Raw genomic sequence first — 26,981 nt, forward strand, 5'->3', positions numbered from 1 at the left:
TATCAGCCGCAATCCCAATTATACACGACCCGACTAAAATCACGTTTTTTCAAATCATCAGGGTGAATAAAGAAATTACCCACACCGATATCCCCCCAGAGGATGTCAACTTCATGGTCGCTATCTATTTGTAGGAGTAATTCATATTGTTGAATTTCTTCCTCATACGTCCTCGGATCAGTTTGGGTAAAAAATGGATAACCGCCAATACAGTGAGCACCTGACGCGAATGCATCACTATAAGGTTCAACCCATTCGTCGTAAAAATCTTCACCTTCAAATTGGTCTTCATAATCGTAGAGGTTGTCGACCCCTAAAATTTTCTGACCAAATTGGAAATCATCGATACTGATGTACTGTTCCGCAAGCGCATATTCAATACGGCATTGACAGTCTACCGGTGTATAATAATCATCGTTGTGTGCCGCAATAACCTCAGAGAAATCTTGGGTTAATTGGTTTGGGTCTTCAATAATATCCTCCCAATAAACGACTCTGAAGTCCTCTTGGTTTTGTCTATCATCGAAATCTGCACCATATAAATCATCACCACCAATAAAAAACTGCAAAATACCTTTTTCTGGGTAATTTTCAAGTTTGGGCATTTGTGCAAAATTAATTTGCGCCAACAACTTTAAAGGCGTTCCTTCACTATTGGTTGGGTATTTTTCATTCAAAGGCAAGTATGGCATACCACCGACTCGGCTCTCCCATAACACATAATTATCAACGGGGGTTAAGGCCATTTTTACAAACTGTTTTTTAGTGGCTTTAATTTTATCTGCGAAAGGTTTAATCACATCAGGAAGGGAATTGAAGTCGACCATATAGCATTCCAAATAGACAGTTAATGTCCCTCTAGACTACTCGATTTTTACGTATTTTAAATCAGATATAACTGTAACTTATTCTTTCGTTTCAAGTCATAGTTAAAAACTATAACTCATTTTCTAAATAGTTTCGGTTACAGCTAGGCGGCGAATGAAGCTATCCCAAGGAGCATACAAAAGTATGTGACTTGGGTAGCTGAATAAAGCCAACAACGCTGTAGCCTACACTATGACGAAAATTTAGCCTTCGTTGTAAATCTCCAGATCCTCGACTTCACTCTGATCTTTGAGCTTTAACTCATCGTCTTTACGTAAATTCTCTAGGTAGTCTAAATAACTTTGGTCGATATCTTTTGTCACATAAATACCATCAAATACTGAGCATTCAAACTCCGTGATTTCCGGGTTTTCTTCTTTGACAGCATCCACCAAATCACTTAAATCTTGGAATATTAGGCCATCTGCACCGATAAGCTTGCGGATTTCATCCACTTCACGACCGTGTGCAATCAATTCATTAGCATTTGGCATATCAATACCATATACGTTCGGGAAACGCACTTCGGGTGCCGCTGAGGCAAAGTAAACATTTTTTGCTCCAGCTTCGCGTGCTAGCTCAACAATTTGCTCAGATGTTGTTCCGCGCACAATTGAGTCATCGATGAGTAAGACGTTTTTATCACGAAACTCTGCACGATTCGCATTAAGTTTACGACGCACGGATTTACGACGCTCTTGCTGACCCGGCATGATAAATGTACGGCCTACATAACGGTTTTTCACAAAACCTTGGCGGTAGGGTTTATCAAGAATATGTGCGATTTCTAGCGCAATATCACACGATGTTTCTGGGATAGGGATCACCACATCGATATTTAAATCTTCCCATTCACGGGCAATTTTGGCGCCCAGTTTTTGCCCCATACGTAATCTTGCGTTATATACCGACACTTTATCAATAAAAGAGTCTTGGCGAGCAAAATAGACATATTCAAAGATACATGGGGTTAATTGTGGGTTGTCAGAACATTGGCGTGTAAATAATTGCCCTTTTTCTGTCACATATACCGCCTCACCCGGAGCCACATCGCGTAAAAATTCGAAGCCTAAAGTGTCGAGTGCAACACTTTCTGAAGCGACCATGTATTCGTGCTCACCACTTTCAGTAATGCGGCGCCCTAGTACTAATGGGCGAATTCCATGAGGGTCACGGAAGGCTAACATGCCATGGCCAATAATTAATGCCACGCATGCATATGCACCGCGTATTTTTTTATGCATGGCAGACACTGCGCTGAAAACATTGTCTGGCTCAAGAGGGAAATGATCAAACCTATCCAACTCATGCGCTAATACGTTCAGTAGTATCTCAGAATCAGAGGTAGTGTTAACATGGCGGCGAGCGGTTTCAAATAAGCTTCGCGTTAATTCGTGCGCATTTGTCAGATTACCATTATGTGCAAGGGTAATACCAAAAGGTGAGTTTACATAGAAAGGCTGTGCTTCTGATGCACTCGAACTGCCTGCTGTAGGATAACGAACATGGCCCAACCCCATACAACCTTGTAGTCTGAGCATATGTCGGGTTTCAAAGACGTCTTTTACAAGGCCATTCGCTTTACGTAAACGAATATTATTTTTGCCATCAATTGTGGCAATACCTGCTGCATCTTGCCCACGATGCTGAAGCACCGTGAGAGCATCATAAATTGATTGGTTTACCGGTGTAACACCGGCGATACCGACAATACCGCACATTTAGTCTTTCCTCATCAGCCAGACGGAGAAATGTTCTCCGGTAGGAAACTTGACGCATTTTGCAGGTAGTCAAAAAACCACCTGATTATATGACTGAACTGCGGAATAAGTTCCGAACGTTGCCAATCCTCACTTTGAGGTAATGGTGTAAATGTATCGAGAAAAAACAGCAATGCCGAAACAATCAGTACACCACGCAACGCGCCGAAGCAGATCCCCAGAACCCGATCTGTGCCTGATAACCCGGTTTTTTGTACTAACGAGCTAATCACATAGTTCACCACCGCGCCAACAATTAATGTGGCAATAAACAGTGCGGCGATAGCAATGCCATTCCTAACCAGTACATCCTCAAAGCGAGTAAAATAGCCCGCTAAATAAGGGTAGAATGTACTCGCAACAAAAAAAGCACAGCCCCATGTAACCAATGAGAGCGCCTCTCGTACAAACCCACGGATCAAGCTAACTAGTGCCGAGAAGCCAATAATGGCGATAATTGTGTAATCTATCCAGACCATATTTTATTCCAAAATTCGCACTCACGACATCAGCGAAGTGCATTCTAACAGAAAACGAAAACGTTTGCGTAACCATTTTTCTATCAAATTTAAAAAAATAGCGGCGAAAAGAAAAAATCATAATCGCCGCAGTAAGTTACTAAATCCCCTTACCTTTTAGGGATTATTGAAATTCTATTTTAAGGTTTATAGCTTTGAATTATTCCTTTTGTTCCCGTAATCTTGTTCAATTCAGGTAAAGCTGCTTCTAAGCGCTGCCTTGAGGCTTCTGGCCCTACGTAAATACGTGTGAGTTTATTATTCACCGGTTTTGCGGGAACCGTATACACTTGGTAACCAGACAACCTTAGTTTAGCGACTATCTCCTCAACTTTACTTGCATTGTTCAATGCAATCACTTGCACCACAAATGCTTTGCCCTGCGGCTGAGGTTTTGGCTCGGGCTTAGGTTCAGGCTTCGGTTGTGGTTTCGGTTCAACTTTAGGTTCTGGCTTAGGTTCTGGCTTGACTGGCTCAACGACACTCGGTGCAGGGACTGTTGCCGATGGCCGCGTTTCAACCCGTTCATTTTGCTGCTGCGTAATGGCTTCTGACAACATGGCTTCAGAAGCCCCTTCTGAAGAAGCGGTGGTTGTCGTACTCACAATAGGCGCTATTGCCTCAATATCTTCTTCATCACCCGGTTTAGGGATAATAGGAATGGCCGCAAATTCATTTTCATTGTATTTCTTATCGCCATCAAGCAGAGCAGGAAGCACAATGACCCCCACTGCAACAAGCACAATGGCGCCAGCAAGTCGATTCTGAAATTTACTAGCCACCGGCACTATCCTTCTTGATTTTCCAATAACATCATGACGTGAGCGACGGTATGAAATGACCCGCACACCACAATCACATCTTGCTCGTTCGCATCGATGCAAGCTTGTTGCCACGCTTTTTCTACGCTGTCAAACTGGTTAGCCGCCGGTAAATATTGACTAAGTTCGGCCACATCGGCTCCCCTAAACTCAGTGAGTGGCGCGAGGTACCAGTCGGTGACTTGTTGAGACAAGCACTCAAGCGTCCCTTTGATATCTTTATCGCCTAGCATCCCAACCACCGCGCGAATGCGACGGTTTTTAGTTTCTGGTAAGGTAGCTAATTTACTGACTAAGTACCCAGCTGCATGTGGGTTATGAGCGACATCCAATATCATTAACGGTTTTTCACCGATAATTTGGAACCGTCCCGGTAATTGAGCCGATTTCAAGCCTTGATGAATAGCGGGTTCAGTCACTATCTGGGCAATATCAGTGTCAATTTCCAGTAAGCAACTCACCACACCCAGCGCTGTTGCTGCGTTCGCTAAAGGTACATTAGGTAACGGTAAATTATGCCATTCACGCTGTGAACCTTTCCATGACCAACTATTCGCTTGTTCACTGTATTGCCAATCTGTACCTCGGCGAAATAGCTGTGTACCAAGCAGCTCAGCCACTTCGCCAATTGAGGCTGGCATGTCCGGCTCACCGACCACTGCATAGTGACCTTTGCGGAAAATACCGGCTTTTTCATAACCAATATGTTCACGGTCTGCACCTAGCCAATCTGTATGGTCTAAGGCAATACTGGTGATCGCCGCAATATCCGCATCAACGACATTGGTCGCATCTAACCGACCGCCTAAACCGACTTCTAAAATCACAATATCGAGTTTAGCTTGCTTAAATAATTGTAAAGCCGCCAAGGTACCGTATTCAAAATAGGTCAGCGAAATATCTGCACGTTGTGCTTCAATTATGGCAAACGCCTCACAAAAATCAGACTCAGGGAGCTCCTGGCCTTGAATACGAACGCGTTCGGTATAACGAATAAGGTGCGGTGAACTGTAAACCCCAACCTTTAACCCAGAAGCCATAAAAATGGACTCTAGTGTATGGCACGTTGTTCCTTTGCCGTTGGTTCCAGTGACTGTGATAACTTTGGGAGCAGGTTGCGTTAGGTTCATTTTCCTAGCAACTTGACCGACTCGATCCAACCCCATATCAATATTTTGGCTATGTAAGTCGGTGAGATAAGAAAGCCAAGCCTCCAAAGGAGACTTGGCGTTAGGAATGATTAGATTACTCATCATCTTTTTTATGCTTTTCAGAATCCTTTTTTGGCTCTTGGGCATCTAGTTCATCAACGGCATCAATATCGATTTCAACCGTTTCCGCTACAATGATAGGTGTCTCATTAAAGCTCGGTTTATTGGTTAACATCGCCAATATTTCAGCTAAACGGTCACGCATCTCAGGGCGGCGAACTATCATATCAATCGCGCCTTTCTCAAGTAAGAATTCACTGCGTTGGAAGCCTTGTGGTAATTTTTCACGAACCGTTTGTTCGATAACACGCGGCCCAGCAAAACCGATTAATGCTTTCGGCTCTGCCACGTTAATATCACCTAACATCGCTAAACTAGCAGACACTCCCCCCATGGTTGGGTCGGTCAATACTGAAATGTAAGGTAAACCACGTTCTTGCATTTTTGCTAATGCGGCACTGGTTTTTGCCATCTGCATCAATGATAACAAGGCTTCTTGCATACGAGCTCCGCCACTCGAAGAGAAACACACCAATGGGCAGTTATCTTCCAGTGCTTGCTCAACCGCACGTACAAAACGCGCACCGACAACAGAGGCCATTGAACCGCCCATAAAGGCGAATTCAAATGCTGCTGCTACAACAGGCATGCCTTTCAATGTGCCTTTTAGCACGATGATCGCATCTTTTTCACTCGTTTCTTTTTGCGCTGCAGCAATACGGTCTTTGTATTTTTTTGAATCTTTGAACTTAAGAATATCTTTTGGCTCAAGCTCACTGCCTAATTCCGTTGTTGAGTTTTCATCAAGGAAGGTTTCTAAGCGCTGACGTGCGTGAATTCGCATATGGTGGTCACATTTAGGACACACAGATAAATTACGTTCTAATTCAGCACCATATAATACTTGCCCACAGCTATCGCATTTAGTCCAAACCCCTTCTGGGATATTGGCTTTGTGTGATTGGGTCAAGTTACCTTTCTTTAAAATTTTTTCAATCCAGCTCATTAATGGACCTTTTTGTCTGATTCACTCTGGTTATCACCAGTATGTAATTTTTTGCCATTAAACCACAATGATATCTCACTGTAGATAAAAACTTGTTAAACCGCTTAGCGGTTATCGATTTTTTGCGCTGCCGCACGCTTTTCTTTCGCCGCTATTCGACGATGACGAATAATTTCAACCACACCCGGCAGAATTGAAACAAAGATAATCGCGACTATCAGTAATTTCAAATTGTTTTGCACGAACGGTAATTCACCAAAGAAATAACCCGCATAAGTGAATAATAATACCCAAATAAACGCGCCCGTCACATTATAAAAAGCAAAGTGACGATAAGACATTTTCCCCATTCCTGCAACGAATGGTGCAAAAGTTCTGACTATCGGCACAAAGCGTGCCAGTATAATCGCTTTACCGCCATGTTTTTCATAAAAAGCATGAGTTTTATCTAAATAAACACGACGAAAAATCTTCGAATCTGGATTTTTGAATAATTTTTCACCAAAAATACGCCCGATAGTGTAGTTCACCGCATCACCAATTATTGCCGCAGTGATCATTAAAGCGACCATTAAATGGACATTCAGGTCATTGCTGTCTAATGACGCAATCGCGCCAGCAACAAATAATAACGAATCTCCAGGTAAAAATGGTGTGACCACTAACCCTGTTTCACAAAATAGGATCAGAAATAGGATACCATAGACCCATGTACCATAATCTCTGACCAGTTCAGCAAGATGGACATCGATGTGTAAAATAAAGTCGATAATAAACGTGATAAATTCCATAAAATCCTCATTGATAATAGCATCCATGCTATTTACAAAAATTATGAGATAAATAAAAATTCGCTTTACATCAGTTCATCTGCCAGAAAAAGCGGCCCCATCACATTCTGAGGCAACTCAAATTTCTCTGGGTAATCGACACTCACTAAATACAACCCTTCCGCTTTTGCGGTTGCAGCTGCCTTGGTACGGTCTTTTAACTCAAGAAGATGCGCCATCCAATCAATGTTTTGATTGCCACAACCAATCTCCAACAGACTTCCGACAATATTTCTCACCATATGGTGAACAAACGCATTGGCTTTGATGTCTACCACCACATAATTACCGTGGCGGCTGACATTCACATGCATCACATTACGCCATGGCGACTTCGACTGACACTGGACTGCTCTGAATGAGGTAAAATCACGCTCACCCAATAGCGCCTGTGCCGCTTCATGCATTCTTTTTTCATCGAGTGGGTAATGAAAATGCGTTACGCCATTCGATAAAATTGCAGGCCGATAACGATGATTAAAAATCACATAGCGATATCGACGCGCTGTTGCACTAAAACGTGCATGAAACTCTTCAGCTACAGGTTTACACCAGCGGACAGCGATATCTGCTGGTAAATGGGTATTAGCCCCCATCGTCCAAGCCGCCTCTTTACGGATGGCCGAGGTTTCAAAATGCACCACTTGGCCTGTGGCATGCACACCAGCATCGGTACGCCCTGCGCAAAACACGCTAATTGGCTCCGCAGCAATCTTTGATAAAGCTTCTTCTAAGCAGCCTTGAACACTTTTGACTTCTTGCTGACGTTGCCAACCAAAGTAACGACTGCCGTTGTATTCAATACCTAATGCGATTCGATACAACTGTGTAGACTCAGACATTAGTAAAACAGCTCCTGAGCCAGTTTTTCTGCTGTTTCTACCGCCATCAATGCCCCACCGAAACGCACGTTATCAGCCACTGACCAAAATTGTAAAATTTCAGGTATGCCGTAATCATTGCGTACACAACCAATACTGAGTTGATCATGACCTGACGCTTCAGTTACCTGTGTAGGATAATCTCCCTCTTCTGAGACCTGAATATCGTCAAAACGTTCAAGTTCATCGTTAACTTCTTCTGCACTCATTGGGCGCAATGTTTCTAAATGAACAACTTGTGCATTACCATAAAAAACAGGAGATTGGATAAAACTCACCGCCACTGGCAAACCATCGTCTTGCAGTACCTTACGCACTTGCTCAACCAAACGACGTTCGTGAACCACACTGCCTTCCATGTCAGCCAGTAATGGCAACATATTGAACGCGAGTTGCTTACTAAAACGACCTTCTTCTGCAGGAATACCATTCAATAAACGCGCACTTTGCCCGGCCAGTTCGTCGACAGCAGCTTTACCATAACTGGAAACCGACAGCATATTTGTTAAGGTAATACGCCCTAACCCTGCGGCATCCACCAGCGGTTTAATTGCTGTTAATAGTTGGCTTACCGAGCTATCTGCCAATGAAATAATATTACGGTTGCGATAATCAGCTAGCACGTGCGGATTCACATTTGGCACGACCAACGGCACATCCGGTTCTTGGGCAAAGACACCGCTAGTATCGATAACAATACACCCTTCTTGCGCTGCCAAATCGGCATATTCTAGGCTCACACCTTCATTGGCAGCAAAAAAGGCTATTTGTGCCTGTGACCAATCAAAATCGGCCACATTTTCAACTTGAATACTTTTACCATTAAAGCGTACGCTCTCCCCTGCACTACGCTCGCTGGCAAGTAAATACAATTCGCCGACTGGGAATTCTCTTTCTTGTAACAGTGAAATAATCGCTTCACCTACAGCACCGGTTGCGCCCAATACTGCAATATTCCAACCTTCAGTCATGGCTATTCCTCTAAAAAATAAAAAAATCAAACAACCCCCAATTATTAGGGGCTATTTAATTAGATGTTCATTTTAACTACATTTATTATGCGTGGGTTAAACGAGTCTTAAAACCCAGCGCATTCAGCTGCGATGCCGTTTGTTCATTATCACAAATAATTTCAAGGGATGACCATTCACGGCGTTCTTGGTAATTTTTGCGCAGTTTATCAAATTCGCCTTTGCCCCCTGCAACCGCTCTTAACGCAGCGTCATCTCGGCGCACATCATACACGAGATGCACTAACCTTTTGAGCTGGTTTTGCGTTAATTTACCATTGAAAGTCAATTGATTAATATCTGGCTTAGGCAGTAAGGATGAAAGGCAAACTTGTGACGATTTGCCGAGAAACTGACAGTAAGCTTCATAAACTTGCGTGGTTCCTCGCGCTTTGCCTTCTAGCGTATAACCTGCAATATGCGGCGTGCCGATATCCACTAATGCTAAAAGTGCTGTGTCTAAATCAGGCTCTGGCTCCCACACATCTAAGATAACACTGAGCTTTTTTCCGCGGTTAAGTACAGATAATAGTGCTTTATTATCCACTACCTCACCCCGACTTGCGTTAATCAAAATGGTGCCAGCCCGTAATTTTGCTAAACGCGCTTCATCCATTAAATGGAAAGTTTGATATTCCCCTGACATATTCAGCGGAGTATGGAAGGTGATGACATCAGAGCGCTCAAGGAGATCTTCAAAAGAAACAAATGGCTCTTCGTCCCCTTTGGCTGCTCGCGGTGGGTCGCAGAGTAATGTTTTGACGCCCCAAGCCGATAACCTAGCGGCTAAGCGCCCTCCGACATTGCCAACGCCAATAATGCCAACGGTTTTATCACGCAAATCAAAGTTATCGCGTTCCGCTAGCAATAATAGTGAGGAAATCACATATTCAACAACGGCTATCGCATTACAACCCGGCGCTGATGAAAAACCAATATTTGCCGTTGATAACCACTCGGTATCAATATGATCAAAACCGGCTGTCGCGGTTCCAACGAATTTAACTGGCGTATTACCGAGCAGTGATTCATTGACCTTAGTGATAGAACGCACCATTAATGCATCCGCATCAATTAATTCTTGTTCTGGTATAGGACGTCCCGGTACTGCTTTCACTTCACCAAGCTCGCTAAATAAAGTTTGAGCATAGGGCATATTCTCATCGACTAAAATTTTCACGCTGTTGTCCCAATCAATCACTTTTTTGTATTGTGTCGTTATATAGATAGGTGGAACAATATTTTGCCACGGTTTAAGCCAGATGCCTATTAGAGGTTGCCTTCTACGGCAAATTCTTTCACTCGAAAACGGTCTGGTGTCACCCCTGATATTTGCTGGAACATTGCAATAAAAGCGGATGCCGAACTGTATCCAACATCAAGTGCGACTTCATGTACACTCTTCCCTTTTTCTAGCCCTGCAACCGCATGTAGGTATCGCAAGCGTTGGCGCCATTCACTAAATGACATCCCTAGCTCTTGTTGGCAGCGTCTTGATAACGTGCGTTCCGATGTGTAATAGCGTTTCGCCCATTGTGCTAATGTCGTGTTATCGGCTGGGTCGCTTTGTAACTCTAATAAAATGGGGGCAAGAAATTTGTCTTTTGAAACTGGTAAATAGGTGTCTTGGCAGGAAGACAATGGAAATTGGTCAATCAACACATGCGCCAAACGCAGGTCTTGCTCGGTTTCAGGTTGAACAATACCGCGTTGGTACATATCCGTCATAATTGATTGAAATATAGGGCTAAGCTTAATCACACAAGGCCGTTGAGCAAGCACTTGGTTGTATTCATGTGAAAAATCTATGATCCGAAATTTGACACTTTCTTTATTAAAGCTAGCATGGGAGATGTTGGCAGGGATCCAAATGCAAAATTCTGGTGGCGCTAAATAATGTTGGCCTGCCACCTCCATTTCCATGATGCCACAAACCACATACAGCATTTGTCCAAAAGGATGTGAATGGGATTTATACTCAGTGAGAGCCGCTGTTTGCTCGTGACGAAAAGCCACCAATTCGGGCTCTACGATATTGCATTCACTAATTTGCCAGATGTCTGATTTTAAGTTTTCCATAGTCCTGTCTGAAAAGCGTTATTGATTGTCTGATTATCAGTATATATAAAAAATCGGACAGATGTATACTAGCGCCCATTCAATATGGGAGAGTGTTTTAATGAAAAATCTTCTTTTTCCGCTCATTGCGGTTTTATTATGGTCAGTTAACGCCATTGTTAACAAAGCGGCGTCAACTGCCATTGACCCTGCGGCAATCTCATTTTACCGGTGGGCACTGGCATTTCTTGTCATGACCCCTTTTGTATTACGTTCTGTGCTGCGTAACTATAAAATGGTCATGAAACATTGGTGGCAACTCGCCATTTTAGGCGCTTTAGGGATGATGCTATACCAAAGTTTGGCTTATTATGCCGCACACAGTGTGAGCGCCACCTTCATGGGAATTATGAACTCGATGATCCCATTATTGACAGTCATTATTAGTATCTTTGTGCTACGCGTTATTCCTACCGTAGGGATTGTGCTCGGTTCAATTCTCTCATTATGTGGATTAGTGTGGCTAGTGAGCCAAGGAAGTCCAAGTGCGTTATTCTCTCAAGGCTTAGGCCAAGGGGAAGCCATGATGTTGGTTGCCTCTGCAGCATACGCCCTATACGGTGTTCTGACTAAGCGTTGGTCAATTCAGTTATCGAGTTGGGATGCACTTTACGTTCAAATTTTCTTTGGCGTGATCATGCTACTCCCTAATTTCTTATTCGCTGAAGATGTCTCTCTGAACAGCCAAAATATTGGTTTAGTGGTGTTTGCAGGTATTGCCGCTTCCATTATTGCGCCTGCATTATGGATACAAGGTGTCATGCGTCTTGGTGCGAATACAACCTCTATTTTTATGAATCTTGCCCCTGTTTTCACTGCCATTATCGCTATTTTCGCCTTAGGTGAAGAATTAAAAAGCTACCATTTAATCGGTGGTGGAGTGGTATTGCTTGGGGTCATGTTAGCGCAACAATTACGCACTCCACTGACAGAATTATTCCGCCGTGAAAAAAAGGTGGTTCAAGAGGATTCTTGCCAGTAGAATAGAATTATAAAAGCAATAAATGCAATGTCGTCACTCATATGCCCCACACTGTGGGGCTATGTTTGAAATCCCCTCTATTTTTTCTTCATTTTCCCGTTAGTTTTCTTCACCATTCATACTTTGTGACATTTAAAATATCTTCAATTCACCTTTAACTCGCTCATCATTGATATGATTTATCGGATTACCATGTTCCAGATAAGGGAAAATCCGATTGAATCTTCTAGGATTACAATTAGACTTAAACAAAATCAAATACCTCTTTAGGAGTAGCAACTCCACTCAATAAGCCATGATAACGCGATAAACCTAAATGGAGCGTGGCAAGTAACCACTATAATAAGGAATAACAATGACTAAGGCGTTTAAAGTTGGGTTGTTCATATTGATAATAATTGCTGTAGCCACTGGCATTTATTTTATCAATAACACCAACTCATCCTCTCCCTCCCAATTAGGCTATGATTTATATCAACAAGGTGAATCTCAAGCTGCATTTGAACAGTTCCAAAAAACAGCAGAGCAAGACGCACAGTCCGCTTTTGCATTAGCCATGATGTATAAAGACGGTATTGGTACAAATGTCGATGATGTGGCAGCTCAACACTGGTTAATTAAGGCAGCAGAAGCTAACAATAAAAATGCATTATATAACCTTGGTTTTTTCCGCTATAAGCACATGATAGAAGACACTTCTACAGATGAAAACGGGTTAACTTCTTTAACGAAAGCCGCTGACCTCGGTGTAAAAGAAGCACAAGAAATGGTTGGTGGTATTTATTTAGCTGATAAATACGAAGAAGTTCCGCAAAATATTGAACTTTCTCGCCAATATTTCACTTTAGCTTCTGACCAAGGCTCAAAACTGGCCAAATTTGCTTTAGGTTATATCGCCCATGACTTTGACAATGACAGTAAGAAAGCCGTTGATATATTAACACCACTTGTCAGCAACGATTTTCCCTTACCCGCTATGCTGCTTGCCTCGATTTATAAGGATGGCGGTAACGGTATACCACCGAACCCATTACTCGCTAAAAAGTACGAACGCCTCTCTTTCTCCTCTGCATTAGAATACATTTCTGACGCAGATGAATTAGAACCAGGGCCTTTATCATTGTATGGTTCACAAACAGAAGAAGAGAAGCAAGCGGTCATTACTAATTTAGAGGAACGGGCGAGCCGTGGTGATGAGAACGCCATCTATGTGTTGTACCAAAAATACATGACTGGCGATGGTGTTAGGAGAAATAAAAACCGTGCAATGGCTTATATCCGCCCTCTTGTAGACGAAAAAAAACCTAAAGCCTTATTTTTAAATTACCAAGCCGACAAAGATCGTATTCAGGATTTAACTGACGCCGCTGATGGTCAATATCCTCCCGCGATGTATCAAGCCTATAACGTGTATTCTGGCCGTACATTTAGCGATGTTAAGCGAAATGATGCTTTAGCTGAAAAATATCTCACCGCTGCCGCAGACCTTGGCGATTTAAACGCACTTGTTACCATCAACCAGAGAGCAATTTCCAGTTACGATTTTCCAAACAAAAAACTGAGTGATATTGTCGCCAAATATACCCCTATTTTAATGGAAAAGTACCCGAACTCCGCGGAAGCGTTAGAGGCGGCAAGTGATGTTTATAGTGTTAAAGGTAGCCCATTATTTTCGCCAGAAAAAGCCTTCGCCGCGTTAGAAAAAGCAAATCGCATTGACCCCAATTATGATGCTCAGATGCAATTAGCGCGTTATTATATTAATGCTTTTGGTACTAAGCAGGATGTGCAGAAAGCCGCTAAATTACTCATCGACAACCTTAATGAAAACGGTTATCCATCAACCGCTGAGCGCTTATTGGTTCAAATATATTATCGCTATGATATTAAAGCACTTATCGATGAAAAAACGATTATTGATATCCTCAAAGAAGATATAATTAAACGCGAAAATTATTCCTTAGCTTATTTATATGCTGACTATTTACTAAAGGAAGATGCTGAGAAAAATAGTGATCAGGCTTTTGATTTATATGAAAAATCAATCAAACAAAATTATAATAGCCAGGTTTATTATGCTGCTGCATTATTAAAATATCGACCAACAGAGATCGATAAAATCGCTAACCTGATTAGCAATGTACTCTATTCATCTCAAGCACAAGCTGAATTACGTCCACATGAGCTACAAACCGCCCAAGATGTTTTATTAAAAGTAGGTTTAAATCGCGCTGATACAAAAGCAATATTGGTAAAAATGGCGTTATACGATAACCATGCCGAAGCACAAAAATTAATTGAACCGCTTATTAGTAATGATGCTGATATCACTTATTTATATGGGATAAACAAACTTAATCAATTAACGAATGTTGACACTTTAAGTGATGCTGAAATAAAACCATTGTACGATTATATTTTAAAAGCCGGAGAATTAGGTAGTTCATCAGCTTATTTATATATCGCACAGAACCTTGATGGCGTCACTTACCACAATGATAAGGCATATTATAAATCTCGCTTCCAACAAATTACTGGGCTTACCGTAAAAGATTTAATTCCTCAATATAAAAAATGTGCGGCACTGAAGAACAACCGTTGTTTATATGAATTAGGGGAAATTTATCAAGAAGGTAACTACGGGGAAGATGCCAATTATGATACTGCCCTTTTCTATTACAATCAGATTTCTGATCCTGATTTTAGCTTCTTAAAATCACGTAAAAGAGAAATTGAAAAATCCAAAGCTTCATTTGCCAATATTCTAGAAAAAGTGAAACAGAATGACCCAGATGCGTTACGTACACTCGCCAATGCTTATAAATATGGTAACTATGGGCAGAAAATCGACCAGAAAAAATGGCTTGAATATCTAGAGAAAAGTGCAAAACTCAATCAAGAAAGTGCGCTTGAAGAGCTTATTGATTATTACCAACAAGATCAATTTATCAATGCAAATAAAGCCAAAATCTTAGGGTATTACGACCAATTAGCCGCCATTGGCAGTAAAGACTATACTCGTAAACTGGCACACCAATATTTAAAAGGCAGCCAGCTTGTTGATATTAATCGACAAAAAGCACGTGAGTATTACCTTAAAGCAGGAAGTTGGGGCAATGAATTCATCAAGTATATGGATGATTATGACATTGGTATGAAAACGCTCAATGACAGCCCTTCTGCGAAATACAAAGTGGGTCGAGCTTATTTCTATGGGCGAGGTGTCAAAGAAGACTTTTGGGAAGCGGCTAAGTACCTAAAACAAGCGAGTGATGAAGGTAATGACTACGCCATCGCACTCTATAGTGAAATGCGATATATGGGCGTACTGAATGAAGAAAAAAACGCTTGGGTAATGGAACCTGATTGGGATGAAGCCATTGTTTATCTAAGAAAACATTCTAATCCAAAACGGGTTGGTGATTATATTGAAGCCTATGAAACCCTCGTGGTCCCTGCCCAAAAAGGCGATATAAGCGCTTATATTAAACTTGGCGATTGGTATAGTACGCGCGGCCGAGATCTCGCAGCGCAAGATTGGTATAAGAAAAGTATCGACGCTGGCAATTTAGCTGCTTATCAATCTCTTGATTCCGTGACTGAAGATAACCAAACAAAACGCCAAAATTATATTGATGGCACAGCGAAAGGTGACCTTTTCTCTAAAGTTCAATTAGCCGAAACGTATTTATATGATAACAAAATTCTCACGAACTCTCCTGAATATGATTTAGCGATTCAATATCTACAAGAAGGAATGAAATCAAGCGATAATAAGCTTTCGAATGAAGCCTTTAATGCATTGGGGGATTTATACAAAAATGGAATTGAAGATAAAAAAAGGGAGCTCAATCGTCCCAAAGATCAACAAAAATACTTAGCGCTGCTGTTAAGTGAAGAAAATACTCGTACCCAAGCTTTAATTGACCTTTATTACTATTATGTAAATAGTGATAACGCTAAAGCCTTAACCTATTTACAACGGGCTTACGATAAGGGTGATTTAGCGGCAACGAAAAAACTCTATCAAATCTATTATCCCGGCCAATATTGTAGTAACAGCGATAATGTGGATATGGATAAAGCGAGCCGATATTTGAAGGAATGGATTGAAAAAAGCAATTTCCAGAAAAATACCGACAAACATTATATTCATTATCCTGAGAGCCTTTCCGAAGAGATGGGAACCACCTATTTAAAAGGCGATTGTAATGTTGAACAAAATATCGACAAAGCCATCGAATGGTACCAAATTTCGCTAAATTACCATCCTACTCATGCACTTGGTTCGATTTATAAGGCTTATGTCGAAAAAGGCGATGCCAAGCAGGCTTATTACTATGCATTACTACTTGATAAAAAACCAAGCTACATCGAGCTACTGGATACACTTTCAGCGCAAGATAAACAAGCGGTTGAGAAACAAGTTGCCGATGAAAAAGCCTATGAGAAGTATGGCCGCTTTGCCGAGCAAATTGAAAAACAGCGTGTCGAAGCTGAGGCAGGCGATAAAATGTCAGCCTTCTCATTAGGTATCGCCTATGCGCGTGGTGAGCACGTGCCTGAAGATACGCAAAAGATGATCTATTATTATGAATTAGCAGGGAAAAATGGCTACCCTCGTGCTTATAATATTTTAGGCAATCTGTATCGTAAAGATAACGAGCGCGGCATTGAAAAAGACTTCCCGAAAGCGCTTTATTACTTTGATTTAGGTGCACAACAAAATGACAGTAATACGGCTCACCTCGCCGGTGATATGCTCTACTTTGGCCAAGGCATACCAAAAGACTATGTTAAAGCGGCTAAATACTACGATATAACAGACCTAGAACAAGGCACCCACCATGCAATGGCAAAATACAAACTTGCTTATATGTATTATAACGGCTGGGTCGGTAGCAAAAGTAAAGAAGATATCCAAAAAGCCCATGACTACCTTGAACTGGGTGCTAAATACCTCGACAAAGACTCAATCAAAGCATTAAAAGAATGGGACTTTAGTATGTTAAATCAATAAGCCATAACGCTAAGGCGCTAATTAACTTAGCGCCTTCATCCATCTACAATCATCATTTTTACACCCACCAAAATCGTCTTTTATAGCAGCTACTTATAATATAAGTAAAAAATTATTAGCTAATGATTTTGAGTTATATTAATTAAATTTTCATATTAAATAAAAATTAGTCTTCCTCCCATCGTTAGATTATATTTTATTTGCGTCTGCATATCGGCAGATTTAAATAATCTATTAACAAGGAGTGTTTACTATGATTTCAACATTTAATAAAGCGCATAAATCATTGGGAAGTATAAAAATCCAAGATATATATAAGGAGATAGACTATTCAACAATCTTATCTATTAGTAAAAAACCACCCATAAATACCATTTACCTAGAAAAAACATATCAAAGTGTTCTAGAAAATGCAGAGCAAAATAGTATAAATATTCGTCACTTACTTAATAAAATTGATTATTTAAAACGTAAATTTAAAGCGGCGGGTTCTGATGAATTGAATGAATTAAAAAATATAGAACATACACTTTCCGTACAAGCCGAAAACCAAGAAAAAAACTTCGACAGATTACAGTTATTACACAGTAAGCATACGAACAAGCAAGGGCATTATACAATTTCAGAAATTTCAGAGTTTATGAGTCTCAATAAGTCCCATTTAATTGACCGATATGAAGCCGATTTATTGAGTTTACAGAATGAGATGGAAGACCATTTTATTTTACCTGATGAAATTTCACATCAAAGAAATCATATTATTCTAAATGCCATCAGCTCAGAACTTAACCAAATTAATGCTAACCTAAATAACAGTTACCATTTATCGCGAAAATATCTACATAGAACCACTGAAAACATGCAATCTAGGCTTACCTTGATGCAAAAAGCATTCTACGCAGAAGGAGATATACATAATTTATACAATGACTCTAAAGAAAGTAAAAATAACGTAGAAAAATTGCTAAAAAAACTTAATAATGATGGAGTAATGCACTCTGCTAGCAATAATACTATCAATAAATTGATAAAACATACGACAAAATTAAATACTCAATATGCAAAAATTCAATATTTACACCATAGTTTTGATACAATAAAAAGCTTTGAATATTTAGATGATGTTCAAAAGCACATTGAACAAGACAACGGATTTAACAGCAACCGCATTAAAAGCGATTTCCAAGAAAATAAAGAGTTAAAATTACTCACTGAGTTATCCAAATCCGTTGATAATTTAAAAACATTAAAATTTAATGCCGGAAAAAAATTGGATAATCATATCTTATCCATTGATGGGCTATTTCCATATGGCTCTGACAGACAAACAAAATACCAACAAGACATTCAAAATAAATTAGAAAAGTTGTTCGACAAAATTGAACTACGTATCAACATAGAAATGAAAAAAGACGCCGGTTTATATTACGACCAGTCCACATATTTGATCCATCGGTCTCAGCTAGAAAGAAACATACTGAATATAAAAGAAGATTTAGAAAATTACATCATTGAAAATAGGCTGTTAGCTCAGGAGAAAAATACCCGTGATAATATTGAAGAGTTAGCGACCCAGTTTTCTGATGAATTCCTTAGAACAAAAACACTACAAAAATTTATTAATTTAGAGTTTAATAATCATCTACAACAATTTTCTCCACCAATTGAGGTAGGCTCTTATATTAATAATTTTGGTGAAGGTAAAGATAATATCTACATGTTAGCTGTGGAAAAAAAACTATTGAAAAATGAAATAACTAATTTAATTTCTAACATTCGTATAAAGGTCCCCTTAAAATCATCGTCATCTACGATTGATGAAAATACATATTATCAAACGGTTCAAGATAAAATGTATTCCTTATTAAACTTAACTGAGCAATTAGTCGCGTTATCAAAACTGTACGACTCAAAAGGACATTCAGAAATACGCGAATTCATTAATGATATACATGCTTTAGAAAAACAAATTGCTCAGACCGAGAAAGAGATATCTCTATACATTTATACCCACTCAGAAAATAAAGACAAAAAATCAATTTCTTCAGAAATTACACCTTTGCTTATTGAATTAATTAACAAAAAAACAAAAATCATGTCAATTGAAACCACGATTAACAAGAACTCAGATAAAATCAACCTGAACGTCGTTGATAACGATGGAAATGATAAAGACCTAGGAGCGTTATTATCATCGATCATCGCTGAGTTTCCACAAGACACGATTGCGAGTGATGTTAACCACCAACCCTTGCATAATAAATCAATGCCTATATTTGCCCCATCACAATATTAACGCGTATTCTCATTAGATTTACTATTTCACTGCGATTGAAACCACCTACCGTATTGGGTGGTTTTTTTTAAAAAGGCGCTTGGCTAACTTTGAATGCGATTCGAACTAACAATCCATTGAGTAATTTACTTTTTAATAATTGAGGTTCAGAACCATGATAGCGCGCAATATCTTTTACGAGCGCCAATCCAAGCCCCGCTCCTTCCTTCCCTAATGCATTATTTAAACGTGTAAACGCTTCCATTGAACGGTTAATTTTAGCATCAGGGATCCCAGGCCCCGAGTCCTCCACTTCCAAGACCCAATGAAAATGGTCGTCACTACTGACCACTCGGACGGTGACCTCCCCATTTTCAGGTGTATATTTGATGGCATTATCAATTAAATTTGCACACATCTCTGCGAGTAGAATTGGCTCGCCTTTGATCCATGCCGTTTCTGCGCCTTCATAGCCTAAGTCAATATTTTGGCTTTCTGCTTGGGATAGCCGAGTAAAACAGACTTGATGAACAATTTCGACCAAATTTATGGCTCGGTACTGTGCAATGGCCTCTTTTTCATGAGCTTTTAATCGCGATAGCTGCAAAAGCCTATCAGTCAGAACAATCGTATTATCGAGTGTTTTTTCAATGGCTTGTAAACTCTGTTGCCGTTGGGTTTCATCTGTACTATTAATCGCCACAGAAACTTGCGTTTTAAGCACCGTAAGTGGAGTTTTAAGCTGATGAGAAGCATCTGCACTGAATCGCTCTTGTCGTCTAACCATCCGCTTTAGGCGGGAAATATACCGGTTTAATGCATCAATAAGCGGTGATAAATCAGACCACGGCAGTAAATCTGGCAATGGCGTTAAATCATTAGCAGAACGCCCTAACATTAAATGAGACAATTTTTTCAACGGTGCTAGTAGCTTACTCAGTAGGATATAGGCAAGAACCAAGGTTAACAACACCACTGTCCCTTGGCTCATCAAAGCAGAGATTAACAATTGGTTAGCGAGATCTTGTCGTGAATAGACCGTTTCCGCTACACGGATTTCAACCATCCCCGTTATTCCATCTTCATTAATAGGTTGATAAAACGCAGCAATACGGATAGGCAAGCCCTTATACTGCGCATCATAAAAATAAACTAGCGCAGTATAATGCTGTGAACGCATCCAATAAGCGGGAATTGGCGGCAAATCGTCATAACCGGAGATAGTTTCACCGTCAGGGGAGATTACTTGATAAAAAATTCGGTCATTATTATTTAGTTCAAAACTATCAAGCACGACATAAGGCACACTCACAGAGAGGTGCCCATCGATTACTTGCAAACGTTCTGCAACTGTCCGTGCTGAAGCTAATAAGGTTCGGTCATAGGCTAAATTTGCGGCATTTTTTGCACTGTAATAGTGGGTATAAACCGAAAAACTGCCCAATAAAATGAGGGGGATACCGAAAAAGAGCAGCAACTGATGAAAGAGAGAGCGTGGATGAGAGACTAATTTCATACACTACACTGCTCTAATCGGTATCCCAATCCGCGTAAAGTATTGATATTAACATCTGAACTGGCAAGCTTTTTTCTTACACGATGAACATATAATTCAATACTTTGTAAATTGGCTTCATCAGATAACGAAAAGACCTGTTCAAATAATTGCATTTTAGAAACAGGACGTCCTCGCCGATGAAATAATGTGTTTAACACCGCATATTCTCTTGGTGTTAAGCCGAGAGGCTCTTCGCCTAATAAAAAATAGCCATCCTCATGGTAACTCAGTAATCCAAACTGTTGTGACTCATTGACTTTCCCTTGGCTGCGTCGCAATAAAGCACGAAGTCGCGCTTCTAATTCCGCAATGTCAAAAGGTTTCGTCAGGTAATCATCAGCCCCCGCATTTAGCCCCTGTACACGGTCGGCCACGTCTGAATTCGCCGTTAATAACAAGACAGGGGTTTCTTGATGGCGTTTACGCATTTGCGCTAATACCTCAAGCCCACTCATTCTCGGAAGTGATACATCTAACACGACTAATTCATAGTGCTCAGTCTGCAATAGTTGGTCCGCTATTGCGCCATCACTGGCAACATCAACCGCAAACCCAGATGATGATAACGCTTTTTGTAACCATAATGACAATTCGTCATGGTCTTCAACCAATAAAATTCTCATGCCGCATACTCATTATAATTATTTATCAGTATACGTTGGCATTCCATTGGATGAATGGAAAGCAAATGTGACCATTTTTACTGTGTCCATCACAACTATTGCTAACAAACACTATTAACGTGATTAATTTAACATTAAATTAACATAACAAAAAAGTAAAAATACAAAACAATCTGATATATATCACATAAAAATAATAATATTTGTTAATGAAAGGTAAATGAAAGCTTCATCGGGCAATGATGTCATACGAATACAACAAGAAGTAAGCAATTTTTACCTCTAATTATTGTCTTAGTAAGGAAAAAAGAATGAAAAAATTCACACTGAAGGCCTTAGCAACAGCAATATTTTTAGTTGGCATTAACTCTGCAAACGCCCTACCCGAACGTACAGAATGTATTGCCCCCGCCAAACCTGGCGGTGGTTTTGATTTAACCTGTAAGTTAGTACAAGTGTCTCTTCTTGAAACCAAAGAAATTGAAAAACCGATGCGCGTGACCTATATGCCAGGCGGTATTGGCGCGGTCGCTTATAACGCGATTGTTGCTCAGCGCCCTGCGGAACCCGGCACCATCGTTGCATTCTCCGGGGGGTCATTGCTCAACCTTGCACAAGGTAAATTTGGCCGCTATAACGAAAATGACGTGCGTTGGCTTGCCAGCGTTGGCAGTGACTACGGCATGATTGCCGTTCGAGCTGACTCCCCTTATAAAGATCTCAAAGATTTAATGGATACCTTCAAAAAAGACCCTAATAGCATCGTATTTGGGGCGGGAGGATCTATTGGTAGCCAAGACTGGATGAAAACGGCTTTACTCGCAAAAGCGATAGACATTGACCCTCGCAAAATGCGTTATGTCGCTTTTGAAGGAGGCGGTGAAACCTTAACCGCGCTGCTGGGTAACCATATTCAGGTACTTTCAGGGGATATCAGCGAAATGACGCCATATATCAATGAAGGTAAAATTCGTATCCTTGCCGTCTACGCAGACAAACGCCTTGGTGATGGGTTATCCGATATCCCTACAGCAAAAGAACAAGGGTATGACATTGTCTGGCCAATCATTCGCGGTTTCTATATGGGTCCAAAAGTGTCTGATGCAGATTATAACCAATGGGTTGAAGCCTTCCAAAAATTGCAACAAACCGACGAATTCAAAAAACAACGCGAACTGCGTGGTTTATTTGAATACAACTTAACCGGGCAAGAACTCGATAGCTATGTCAAAAAAGAGATCGAGCAGTATCGTGAACAAGCCCGTGCTTTCGGTTTAGCCAAATAACGGAGTGAACGATGAGCCAACGCATATTTGCCATAGTTTGGCTAATACTGTGTGCTATCGGAATTTATATTGGCTGGGGGATCCAAAGTGAGTTTACCTACGAACCACTGGGCCCCCGCCCTTTTCCGGTTGTCATACTCTCCTTAATGGCGCTTTGTGCTCTTGCCTTATTATTTGGCAAGCAAGAAGCCGTTGAGTGGCCAAAACCCTATGTATTACGCCGTTTAGTTTTATTAGTCGTTGCACTCGTGATCTATGCATGGGCTTTTGAATGGTTAGGATTCCCAATTGCAACCACTTTACTCACCATCAGTATTGCCCTGCTATTTGGTGCGACGCCCATCGCCGCGATTATTTCAGGCCCTATCTTAGGTATCTTTTTGTTCTATGCCTTTGATAAATGGCTAGATGTAACCTTGCCTATTGGCAGCTTGCTAAGTTAAGGAGCGAAATCATGGAAACTTGGATGTATCTATCTCAAGGTTTTGAGGTCGCACTGGTTCCTCAAAATATCTTGATCGCCTTAATCGGCTGCTTTATTGGGACTATCGTGGGGATGCTTCCCGGCCTCGGCCCTATCAATGGCGTCGCAATTTTGCTGCCGTTGGCTTTTGCACTGAAATTACCTGCTGAATCTGCATTAATCTTACTCGCCACAGTTTATTTAGGTTGTGAATATGGCGGACGTATATCATCAATCTTACTCAATGTTCCTGGCGATGCCGCTGCCATCATGACCACGCTAGATGGTTATCCTATGGCAAAACAAGGAAAAGGTGGTGTCGCGCTCTCTATTTCTGCGGTCAGTTCGTTCATTGGTTCAACAATTGCGATTGTAGGGATAATTCTATTCGCTCCCTTGCTTGCGCAATGGTCACTCGCCTTTGGCCCTGCCGAATATTTCGCCTTAATGGTTTTTGCCATTGCCTGCTTAGGTAGCATGATGAGCCAAAACCCAATCAAATCACTATTGGCGGCCTTAATGGGGTTATCACTCGCCACGGTGGGAGTGGATGCCAACTCTGGGGAATATCGTTTTACGTTCGATAGCGTACATTTATCGGATGGTGTGCAGTTTATCGTCGTAGTTATTGGTTTGTTCTCTGTCAGCGAAATTTTATTGATGCTCGAAGGCACAGCGACAGGCCAAGGTCTGATCCGCAAAACAGGCCGAATGCTGTTCAATCGCAAAGAAGCTAAAGCGTGTGCTGGCCCGGCTTTACGTTCTTCTTTTATCGGTTTCTTTGTTGGCGTTCTTCCGGGAGCGGGAGCCACCATTGCCAGCGCTATCACTTATATGACGGAAAAGAAAATCAGTGGTGAGAAAGGGGATTTTGGTAATGGCGATGTTCGCGGTGTCGCAGCACCAGAAGCGGCCAATAATGCCTCTGCCTGTGGCTCATTTATCCCAATGTTAACCCTTGGTGTGCCGGGTTCAGGAACCACAGCGGTCATGATGGGGGCGCTAACGCTCTACAATATCACCCCAGGCCCAGGGATGTTTACTGAACAACCTGATATTGTTTGGGGGTTAATTGCGGCTCTGTTGATTGCTAACGTAGTCCTACTCATCATGAATATTCCATTAATTGGCTTATTCACGCGTATGTTAACGGTGCCATTATGGTTTTTAGTCCCTGCTATTGCTTGCATTTCTGCTGTAGGGGTGTATGCCGTTCACAGTACAACGTTTGATTTGTTACTGATGATGGGGCTAGGTGTATTTGGGTTTATTCTACGAAAAATGAACTTCCCACTTTCACCATTAATTTTAGGGTTTGTACTCGGTGAAATGTTAGAACAAAACTTACGCCGTTCACTGTCCATCAGTAATGGTAATTTCGATATTCTTTGGAGCAGTACGATTTCTCAAAGCTTATTAACACTTGCGGTATTAGTACTAATTCTACCACCGATTATAAAGCGTATTCGTAAACGTAAACAATCCACTGTCTCATCGTAATTAAGTGTTCATACAATCTCTGTAAAACTTTGCCCCAGTGTATTTGGGGCATTTTTTATTAATAAGTAGAGAGTCTTATATAGCTAAGTAAAACCATATTTTCATCACGAGTTCCTTCGCCATAATAGACATACTTTGATGGTGAACTAGTGATAGTACTTGGCCGCTATGGAGCATTTCTATGTAGTGGAAATGGATTCTCAATATTATGTATTTTACTAATCATTTTACTAAATTTACTGCGAATATAACGAGATAATGCCTTGCCTAAAATTTTAAAATCCTGCATCCAAATAGCCGCATGAAACCTTGTTACACTCATATAATTTCCTCTATTCATCTAAAAATTGAGCTAATATCATGTCACTGTTTTGGATAAAAAAATTTAATAAAATGATGTATATTCACTCAGTCATTAATAAGTCATTGATTAAGATAATGACGATATATTGAATAGCGTCAATCAATTATTTTAGTCATCTCATTTATTAAAACATAAAACACAATGTTCGATAGATTACTTTTCGTCCTTTTTAACATCCAGCCGAAACCGCTAGCGTATACGCGTACCATTGATGTCTATGGCGACCGTTACACTATTCATAGCCAAAAACCCGTAACTATCACGGAAAAAGACAGCGGTTATATCGAAATAAAAGCGCTGGGTAAAATACATATTTTTTGTGGTAAAATTCTGCATATCAGCGTAAAGAAAAATACCACTTTGGTGACTATTGGTTGGTCGAAAGGCAAAAGTCAAATATTTGAAGTGCGTAAAAATGTGAAAGAAACTGCATATCGAGTGAATTCAAATAATTCGAGTTCAAGCTACACGCCCCCTTATTATGACTGCGCATCCAGTGATGATAACCACCGCTCAAGTAGCCATTATTGTTCTAATGATAACTCAAGTTCTGATTGTTCATCATCCGATTCAGGGGGAGCTGATGGCGGAGGTAGTGATTAAACAAAAAAACGAGAACCGAAGTTCTCGCTTATTTAATACCTTAGGCTAATACAAATTACGCTTTGTATTTGCTCATCACTAATGTGGCGTTAGTTCCACCGAAACCGAAGCTGTTAGACATGACGGTTTCCAGTGCTTGTTCCGTTGGTTTAGTCACGATGTTCAAGCCAGCAGCTTTCTCGTCTAAGTTTTCGACGTTAATGCTTGGTGCAATAAAGCCGTGCTCTAACATCAGTAAGCTGTAAATCGCTTCGTGCACACCCGCAGCGCCTAATGAGTGACCACTCATCGCTTTCGTTGCAGAAATTGCAGGCGAATGGCTACCAAACACTTCTTGGATAGCTTCTAACTCTTTGGTGTCACCCACTGGCGTTGACGTACCGTGTGTGTTGATATAATCAATTTTATCAACACCCTGCATTGCCATTTGCATACAACGCACTGCACCTTCACCTGAAGGGGCAACCATGTCTGCACCGTCAGAGGTCGCACCATAGCCGACAATTTCAGCGTAGATATGTGCACCACGCGCTAACGCATGTTCTAATTCCTCGACAACAACGATACCGCCACCACCTGCGATAACGAAACCATCACGGTCTTTATCGTAAGTTCTTGATGCTTTGTCTGGCGTTTCATTGTATTTAGTCGACAATGCGCCCATCGCATCAAACTCACAGGTCATTTCCCAGCTCAGCTCTTCACCGCCACCTGCGAAAACCACATCTTGTTTGCCTAATTGAATTAATTCAACCGCATGACCGATACAGTGCGCTGATGTTGAACAAGCAGAACTGATTGAGTAGTTTACACCTTTGATTTTGAAAGGCGTTGCTAAACAGGCAGAAATACCCGATGCCATTGCACGGGTCACCATATATGGGCCCACACCACGTAAACCTTTCGCACGCATACCGTCAGAACCCGCTACTTGGTTACGTGGAGAACCACCACCCGAGCCTACAACGATACCTGTGCGTAAATTTGAAACTTGTTCTTCAGCTAAACCTGAATCCGCAATCGCTTGTTCCATCGATAAATAAGCATAGGCGGAGCAATCACTCATAAAACGGAAAATCTTACGGTCGATTAAGTCTTTTGGGTCTAAATTTTTGACATTACCCCAGACATGGCTACGTAGCCCTGCCTCTTTGAATTCTTCTGAGAAAGTGATCCCGGAACGACCTTCCTTCAGAGAAGCCAGTACTTCTTCCTGGTTATTACCAAGGCTGGAAACAATACCTAGACCAGTGATGACTGCACGCTTCATTCGTTACCTCATGTC

Annotated in this window: 21 protein-coding genes; 7 read left to right on the forward strand and 14 right to left on the reverse strand. The window is 41.0% G+C overall.

From position 1 onward, the window contains the following. Positions 1–2: 2 nt before the first annotated feature. From M1E86_RS11760 to M1E86_RS11810, 11 genes are all read right to left on the reverse strand, one after another. Positions 3–827, reverse strand: coding sequence for a YwqG family protein (locus M1E86_RS11760; RefSeq protein WP_213913219.1), 825 nt, complete (start codon positions 825–827; stop codon positions 3–5). A 243-nt stretch (positions 828–1,070) separates the two neighbouring features. After that, the gene (purF, locus tag M1E86_RS11765) at positions 1,071–2,588 is read right to left on the reverse strand and encodes an amidophosphoribosyltransferase (RefSeq protein WP_125891322.1); all 1,518 of its coding nucleotides are present in this window, start codon (positions 2,586–2,588) and stop codon (positions 1,071–1,073) included. Positions 2,589–2,602: 14 nt separating this feature from the next. After that, positions 2,603–3,106, reverse strand: a complete 504-nt coding sequence (gene cvpA, locus M1E86_RS11770) for a colicin V production protein (RefSeq protein ID WP_004912301.1) — start codon at positions 3,104–3,106, stop codon at positions 2,603–2,605. Positions 3,107–3,285: 179 nt separating this feature from the next. Then, positions 3,286–3,927: a cell division protein DedD gene (gene dedD / locus M1E86_RS11775; protein ID WP_125891323.1), complete on the reverse strand. Its 642-nt coding sequence runs from the start codon at positions 3,925–3,927 to the stop codon at positions 3,286–3,288. Positions 3,928–3,932: 5 nt separating this feature from the next. Next, a complete protein-coding gene (gene folC / locus M1E86_RS11780) occupies positions 3,933–5,222 on the reverse strand; it encodes a bifunctional tetrahydrofolate synthase/dihydrofolate synthase (protein ID WP_213913218.1) in 1,290 nt (429 codons plus the stop codon). Then, positions 5,212–6,183, reverse strand: a complete 972-nt coding sequence (accD, locus tag M1E86_RS11785; protein ID WP_125891325.1) for an acetyl-CoA carboxylase, carboxyltransferase subunit beta — start codon at positions 6,181–6,183, stop codon at positions 5,212–5,214. Before accD ends, folC begins: the two co-directional genes overlap by 11 nt. Before the next feature lie 104 nt (positions 6,184–6,287). Next, positions 6,288–6,974, reverse strand: a complete 687-nt coding sequence (locus tag M1E86_RS11790) for a DedA family protein (RefSeq protein ID WP_125891326.1) — start codon at positions 6,972–6,974, stop codon at positions 6,288–6,290. A 65-nt stretch (positions 6,975–7,039) separates the two neighbouring features. Continuing rightward, positions 7,040–7,855, reverse strand: coding sequence for a tRNA pseudouridine(38-40) synthase TruA (gene truA, locus M1E86_RS11795; RefSeq protein WP_125891327.1), 816 nt, complete (start codon positions 7,853–7,855; stop codon positions 7,040–7,042). Then, a complete protein-coding gene (locus M1E86_RS11800; RefSeq protein ID WP_125891328.1) occupies positions 7,855–8,865 on the reverse strand; it encodes an aspartate-semialdehyde dehydrogenase in 1,011 nt (336 codons plus the stop codon). The genes truA and M1E86_RS11800 overlap by 1 nt, the downstream gene beginning before the upstream one ends. An 85-nt stretch (positions 8,866–8,950) precedes the next feature. Then, on the reverse strand, positions 8,951–10,084 hold the full coding sequence (gene pdxB / locus M1E86_RS11805; RefSeq protein WP_213913217.1) for a 4-phosphoerythronate dehydrogenase PdxB: 1,134 nt from the start codon (positions 10,082–10,084) through the stop codon (positions 8,951–8,953). An 89-nt stretch (positions 10,085–10,173) separates the two neighbouring features. Continuing rightward, the gene (locus tag M1E86_RS11810; RefSeq protein ID WP_213913216.1) at positions 10,174–10,983 is read right to left on the reverse strand and encodes a helix-turn-helix transcriptional regulator; all 810 of its coding nucleotides are present in this window, start codon (positions 10,981–10,983) and stop codon (positions 10,174–10,176) included. Positions 10,984–11,083: 100 nt separating this feature from the next. On the opposite strand from M1E86_RS11810, the gene M1E86_RS11815 reads away from it, so the two are divergent. The 3 genes from M1E86_RS11815 (at position 11,084) to M1E86_RS11825 (ending at position 19,320) form a co-directional block, all read left to right on the forward strand. Further along, positions 11,084–12,004, forward strand: coding sequence for a DMT family transporter (locus tag M1E86_RS11815; protein ID WP_125891331.1), 921 nt, complete (start codon positions 11,084–11,086; stop codon positions 12,002–12,004). 355 nt (positions 12,005–12,359) lie between these two features. Beyond that, positions 12,360–17,024, forward strand: a complete 4,665-nt coding sequence (locus tag M1E86_RS11820; protein WP_426099099.1) for a tetratricopeptide repeat protein — start codon at positions 12,360–12,362, stop codon at positions 17,022–17,024. Positions 17,025–17,277: 253 nt separating this feature from the next. Further along, complete coding sequence (locus M1E86_RS11825) at positions 17,278–19,320, forward strand: hypothetical protein (protein WP_213913215.1); 2,043 nt, start codon at positions 17,278–17,280, stop codon at positions 19,318–19,320. Positions 19,321–19,387: 67 nt separating this feature from the next. Here M1E86_RS11825 and M1E86_RS11830 read toward each other — a convergent pair whose 3' ends face one another. Both M1E86_RS11830 and tctD read right to left on the reverse strand, forming a co-directional pair. Beyond that, on the reverse strand, positions 19,388–20,815 hold the full coding sequence (locus tag M1E86_RS11830; protein WP_213913214.1) for a sensor histidine kinase: 1,428 nt from the start codon (positions 20,813–20,815) through the stop codon (positions 19,388–19,390). Further along, positions 20,812–21,480, reverse strand: coding sequence for a transcriptional regulator TctD (tctD, locus tag M1E86_RS11835; RefSeq protein WP_213913213.1), 669 nt, complete (start codon positions 21,478–21,480; stop codon positions 20,812–20,814). The genes M1E86_RS11830 and tctD overlap by 4 nt, the downstream gene beginning before the upstream one ends. Before the next feature lie 311 nt (positions 21,481–21,791). Here tctD and M1E86_RS11840 point away from each other — a divergent pair, with 311 nt between their 5' ends. The 4 genes from M1E86_RS11840 to M1E86_RS11855 all read left to right on the forward strand — a co-directional run bounded on the left by M1E86_RS11840 (position 21,792) and on the right by M1E86_RS11855 (position 25,696). Next, a complete protein-coding gene (locus M1E86_RS11840) occupies positions 21,792–22,766 on the forward strand; it encodes a Bug family tripartite tricarboxylate transporter substrate binding protein (RefSeq protein WP_125891335.1) in 975 nt (324 codons plus the stop codon). An 11-nt stretch (positions 22,767–22,777) separates the two neighbouring features. Further along, positions 22,778–23,209, forward strand: a complete 432-nt coding sequence (locus M1E86_RS11845) for a tripartite tricarboxylate transporter TctB family protein (RefSeq protein ID WP_213913212.1) — start codon at positions 22,778–22,780, stop codon at positions 23,207–23,209. Between the two features lie 11 nt (positions 23,210–23,220). Further along, the gene (locus M1E86_RS11850; RefSeq protein WP_213913211.1) at positions 23,221–24,729 is read left to right on the forward strand and encodes a tripartite tricarboxylate transporter permease; all 1,509 of its coding nucleotides are present in this window, start codon (positions 23,221–23,223) and stop codon (positions 24,727–24,729) included. 505 nt (positions 24,730–25,234) lie between these two features. After that, positions 25,235–25,696, forward strand: a complete 462-nt coding sequence (locus tag M1E86_RS11855; protein WP_213913210.1) for a hypothetical protein — start codon at positions 25,235–25,237, stop codon at positions 25,694–25,696. A 55-nt stretch (positions 25,697–25,751) separates the two neighbouring features. On the opposite strand, the gene fabB is transcribed toward M1E86_RS11855, so the two are convergent. Further along, positions 25,752–26,966, reverse strand: a complete 1,215-nt coding sequence (gene fabB, locus M1E86_RS11860) for a beta-ketoacyl-ACP synthase I (protein WP_125891339.1) — start codon at positions 26,964–26,966, stop codon at positions 25,752–25,754. Positions 26,967–26,981 lie beyond the last annotated feature (15 nt).

It is taken from the genome of Providencia sp. PROV200, assembly GCF_049901995.1.
GTDB classification, from domain to species: domain Bacteria; phylum Pseudomonadota; class Gammaproteobacteria; order Enterobacterales; family Enterobacteriaceae; genus Providencia; species Providencia rettgeri_E.

Excerpts from the sequence above, each read along its gene's own strand:
- M1E86_RS11810 (WP_213913216.1), bottom strand. The coding sequence starts at position 10,983 with ATGGAAAACTTAAAATCAGACATCTGGCAAATTAGTGAATGCAATATC.
- M1E86_RS11845 (WP_213913212.1), top strand. The coding sequence starts at position 22,778 with ATGAGCCAACGCATATTTGCCATAGTTTGGCTAATACTGTGTGCTATC.
- M1E86_RS11825 (WP_213913215.1), top strand. The coding sequence starts at position 17,278 with ATGATTTCAACATTTAATAAAGCGCATAAATCATTGGGAAGTATAAAA.
- M1E86_RS11790 (WP_125891326.1), bottom strand. The coding sequence starts at position 6,974 with ATGGAATTTATCACGTTTATTATCGACTTTATTTTACACATCGATGTC.
- M1E86_RS11855 (WP_213913210.1), top strand. The coding sequence starts at position 25,235 with ATGTTCGATAGATTACTTTTCGTCCTTTTTAACATCCAGCCGAAACCG.
- M1E86_RS11850 (WP_213913211.1), top strand. The coding sequence starts at position 23,221 with ATGGAAACTTGGATGTATCTATCTCAAGGTTTTGAGGTCGCACTGGTT.
- truA (WP_125891327.1), bottom strand. The coding sequence starts at position 7,855 with ATGTCTGAGTCTACACAGTTGTATCGAATCGCATTAGGTATTGAATAC.
- accD (WP_125891325.1), bottom strand. The coding sequence starts at position 6,183 with ATGAGCTGGATTGAAAAAATTTTAAAGAAAGGTAACTTGACCCAATCA.
- M1E86_RS11800 (WP_125891328.1), bottom strand. The coding sequence starts at position 8,865 with ATGACTGAAGGTTGGAATATTGCAGTATTGGGCGCAACCGGTGCTGTA.
- cvpA (WP_004912301.1), bottom strand. The coding sequence starts at position 3,106 with ATGGTCTGGATAGATTACACAATTATCGCCATTATTGGCTTCTCGGCA.
- folC (WP_213913218.1), bottom strand. The coding sequence starts at position 5,222 with ATGATGAGTAATCTAATCATTCCTAACGCCAAGTCTCCTTTGGAGGCT.
- M1E86_RS11830 (WP_213913214.1), bottom strand. The coding sequence starts at position 20,815 with ATGAAATTAGTCTCTCATCCACGCTCTCTCTTTCATCAGTTGCTGCTC.
- M1E86_RS11840 (WP_125891335.1), top strand. The coding sequence starts at position 21,792 with ATGAAAAAATTCACACTGAAGGCCTTAGCAACAGCAATATTTTTAGTT.
- M1E86_RS11820 (WP_426099099.1), top strand. The coding sequence starts at position 12,360 with ATGACTAAGGCGTTTAAAGTTGGGTTGTTCATATTGATAATAATTGCT.
- tctD (WP_213913213.1), bottom strand. The coding sequence starts at position 21,480 with ATGAGAATTTTATTGGTTGAAGACCATGACGAATTGTCATTATGGTTA.
- M1E86_RS11815 (WP_125891331.1), top strand. The coding sequence starts at position 11,084 with ATGAAAAATCTTCTTTTTCCGCTCATTGCGGTTTTATTATGGTCAGTT.
- fabB (WP_125891339.1), bottom strand. The coding sequence starts at position 26,966 with ATGAAGCGTGCAGTCATCACTGGTCTAGGTATTGTTTCCAGCCTTGGT.
- purF (WP_125891322.1), bottom strand. The coding sequence starts at position 2,588 with ATGTGCGGTATTGTCGGTATCGCCGGTGTTACACCGGTAAACCAATCA.
- M1E86_RS11760 (WP_213913219.1), bottom strand. The coding sequence starts at position 827 with ATGGTCGACTTCAATTCCCTTCCTGATGTGATTAAACCTTTCGCAGAT.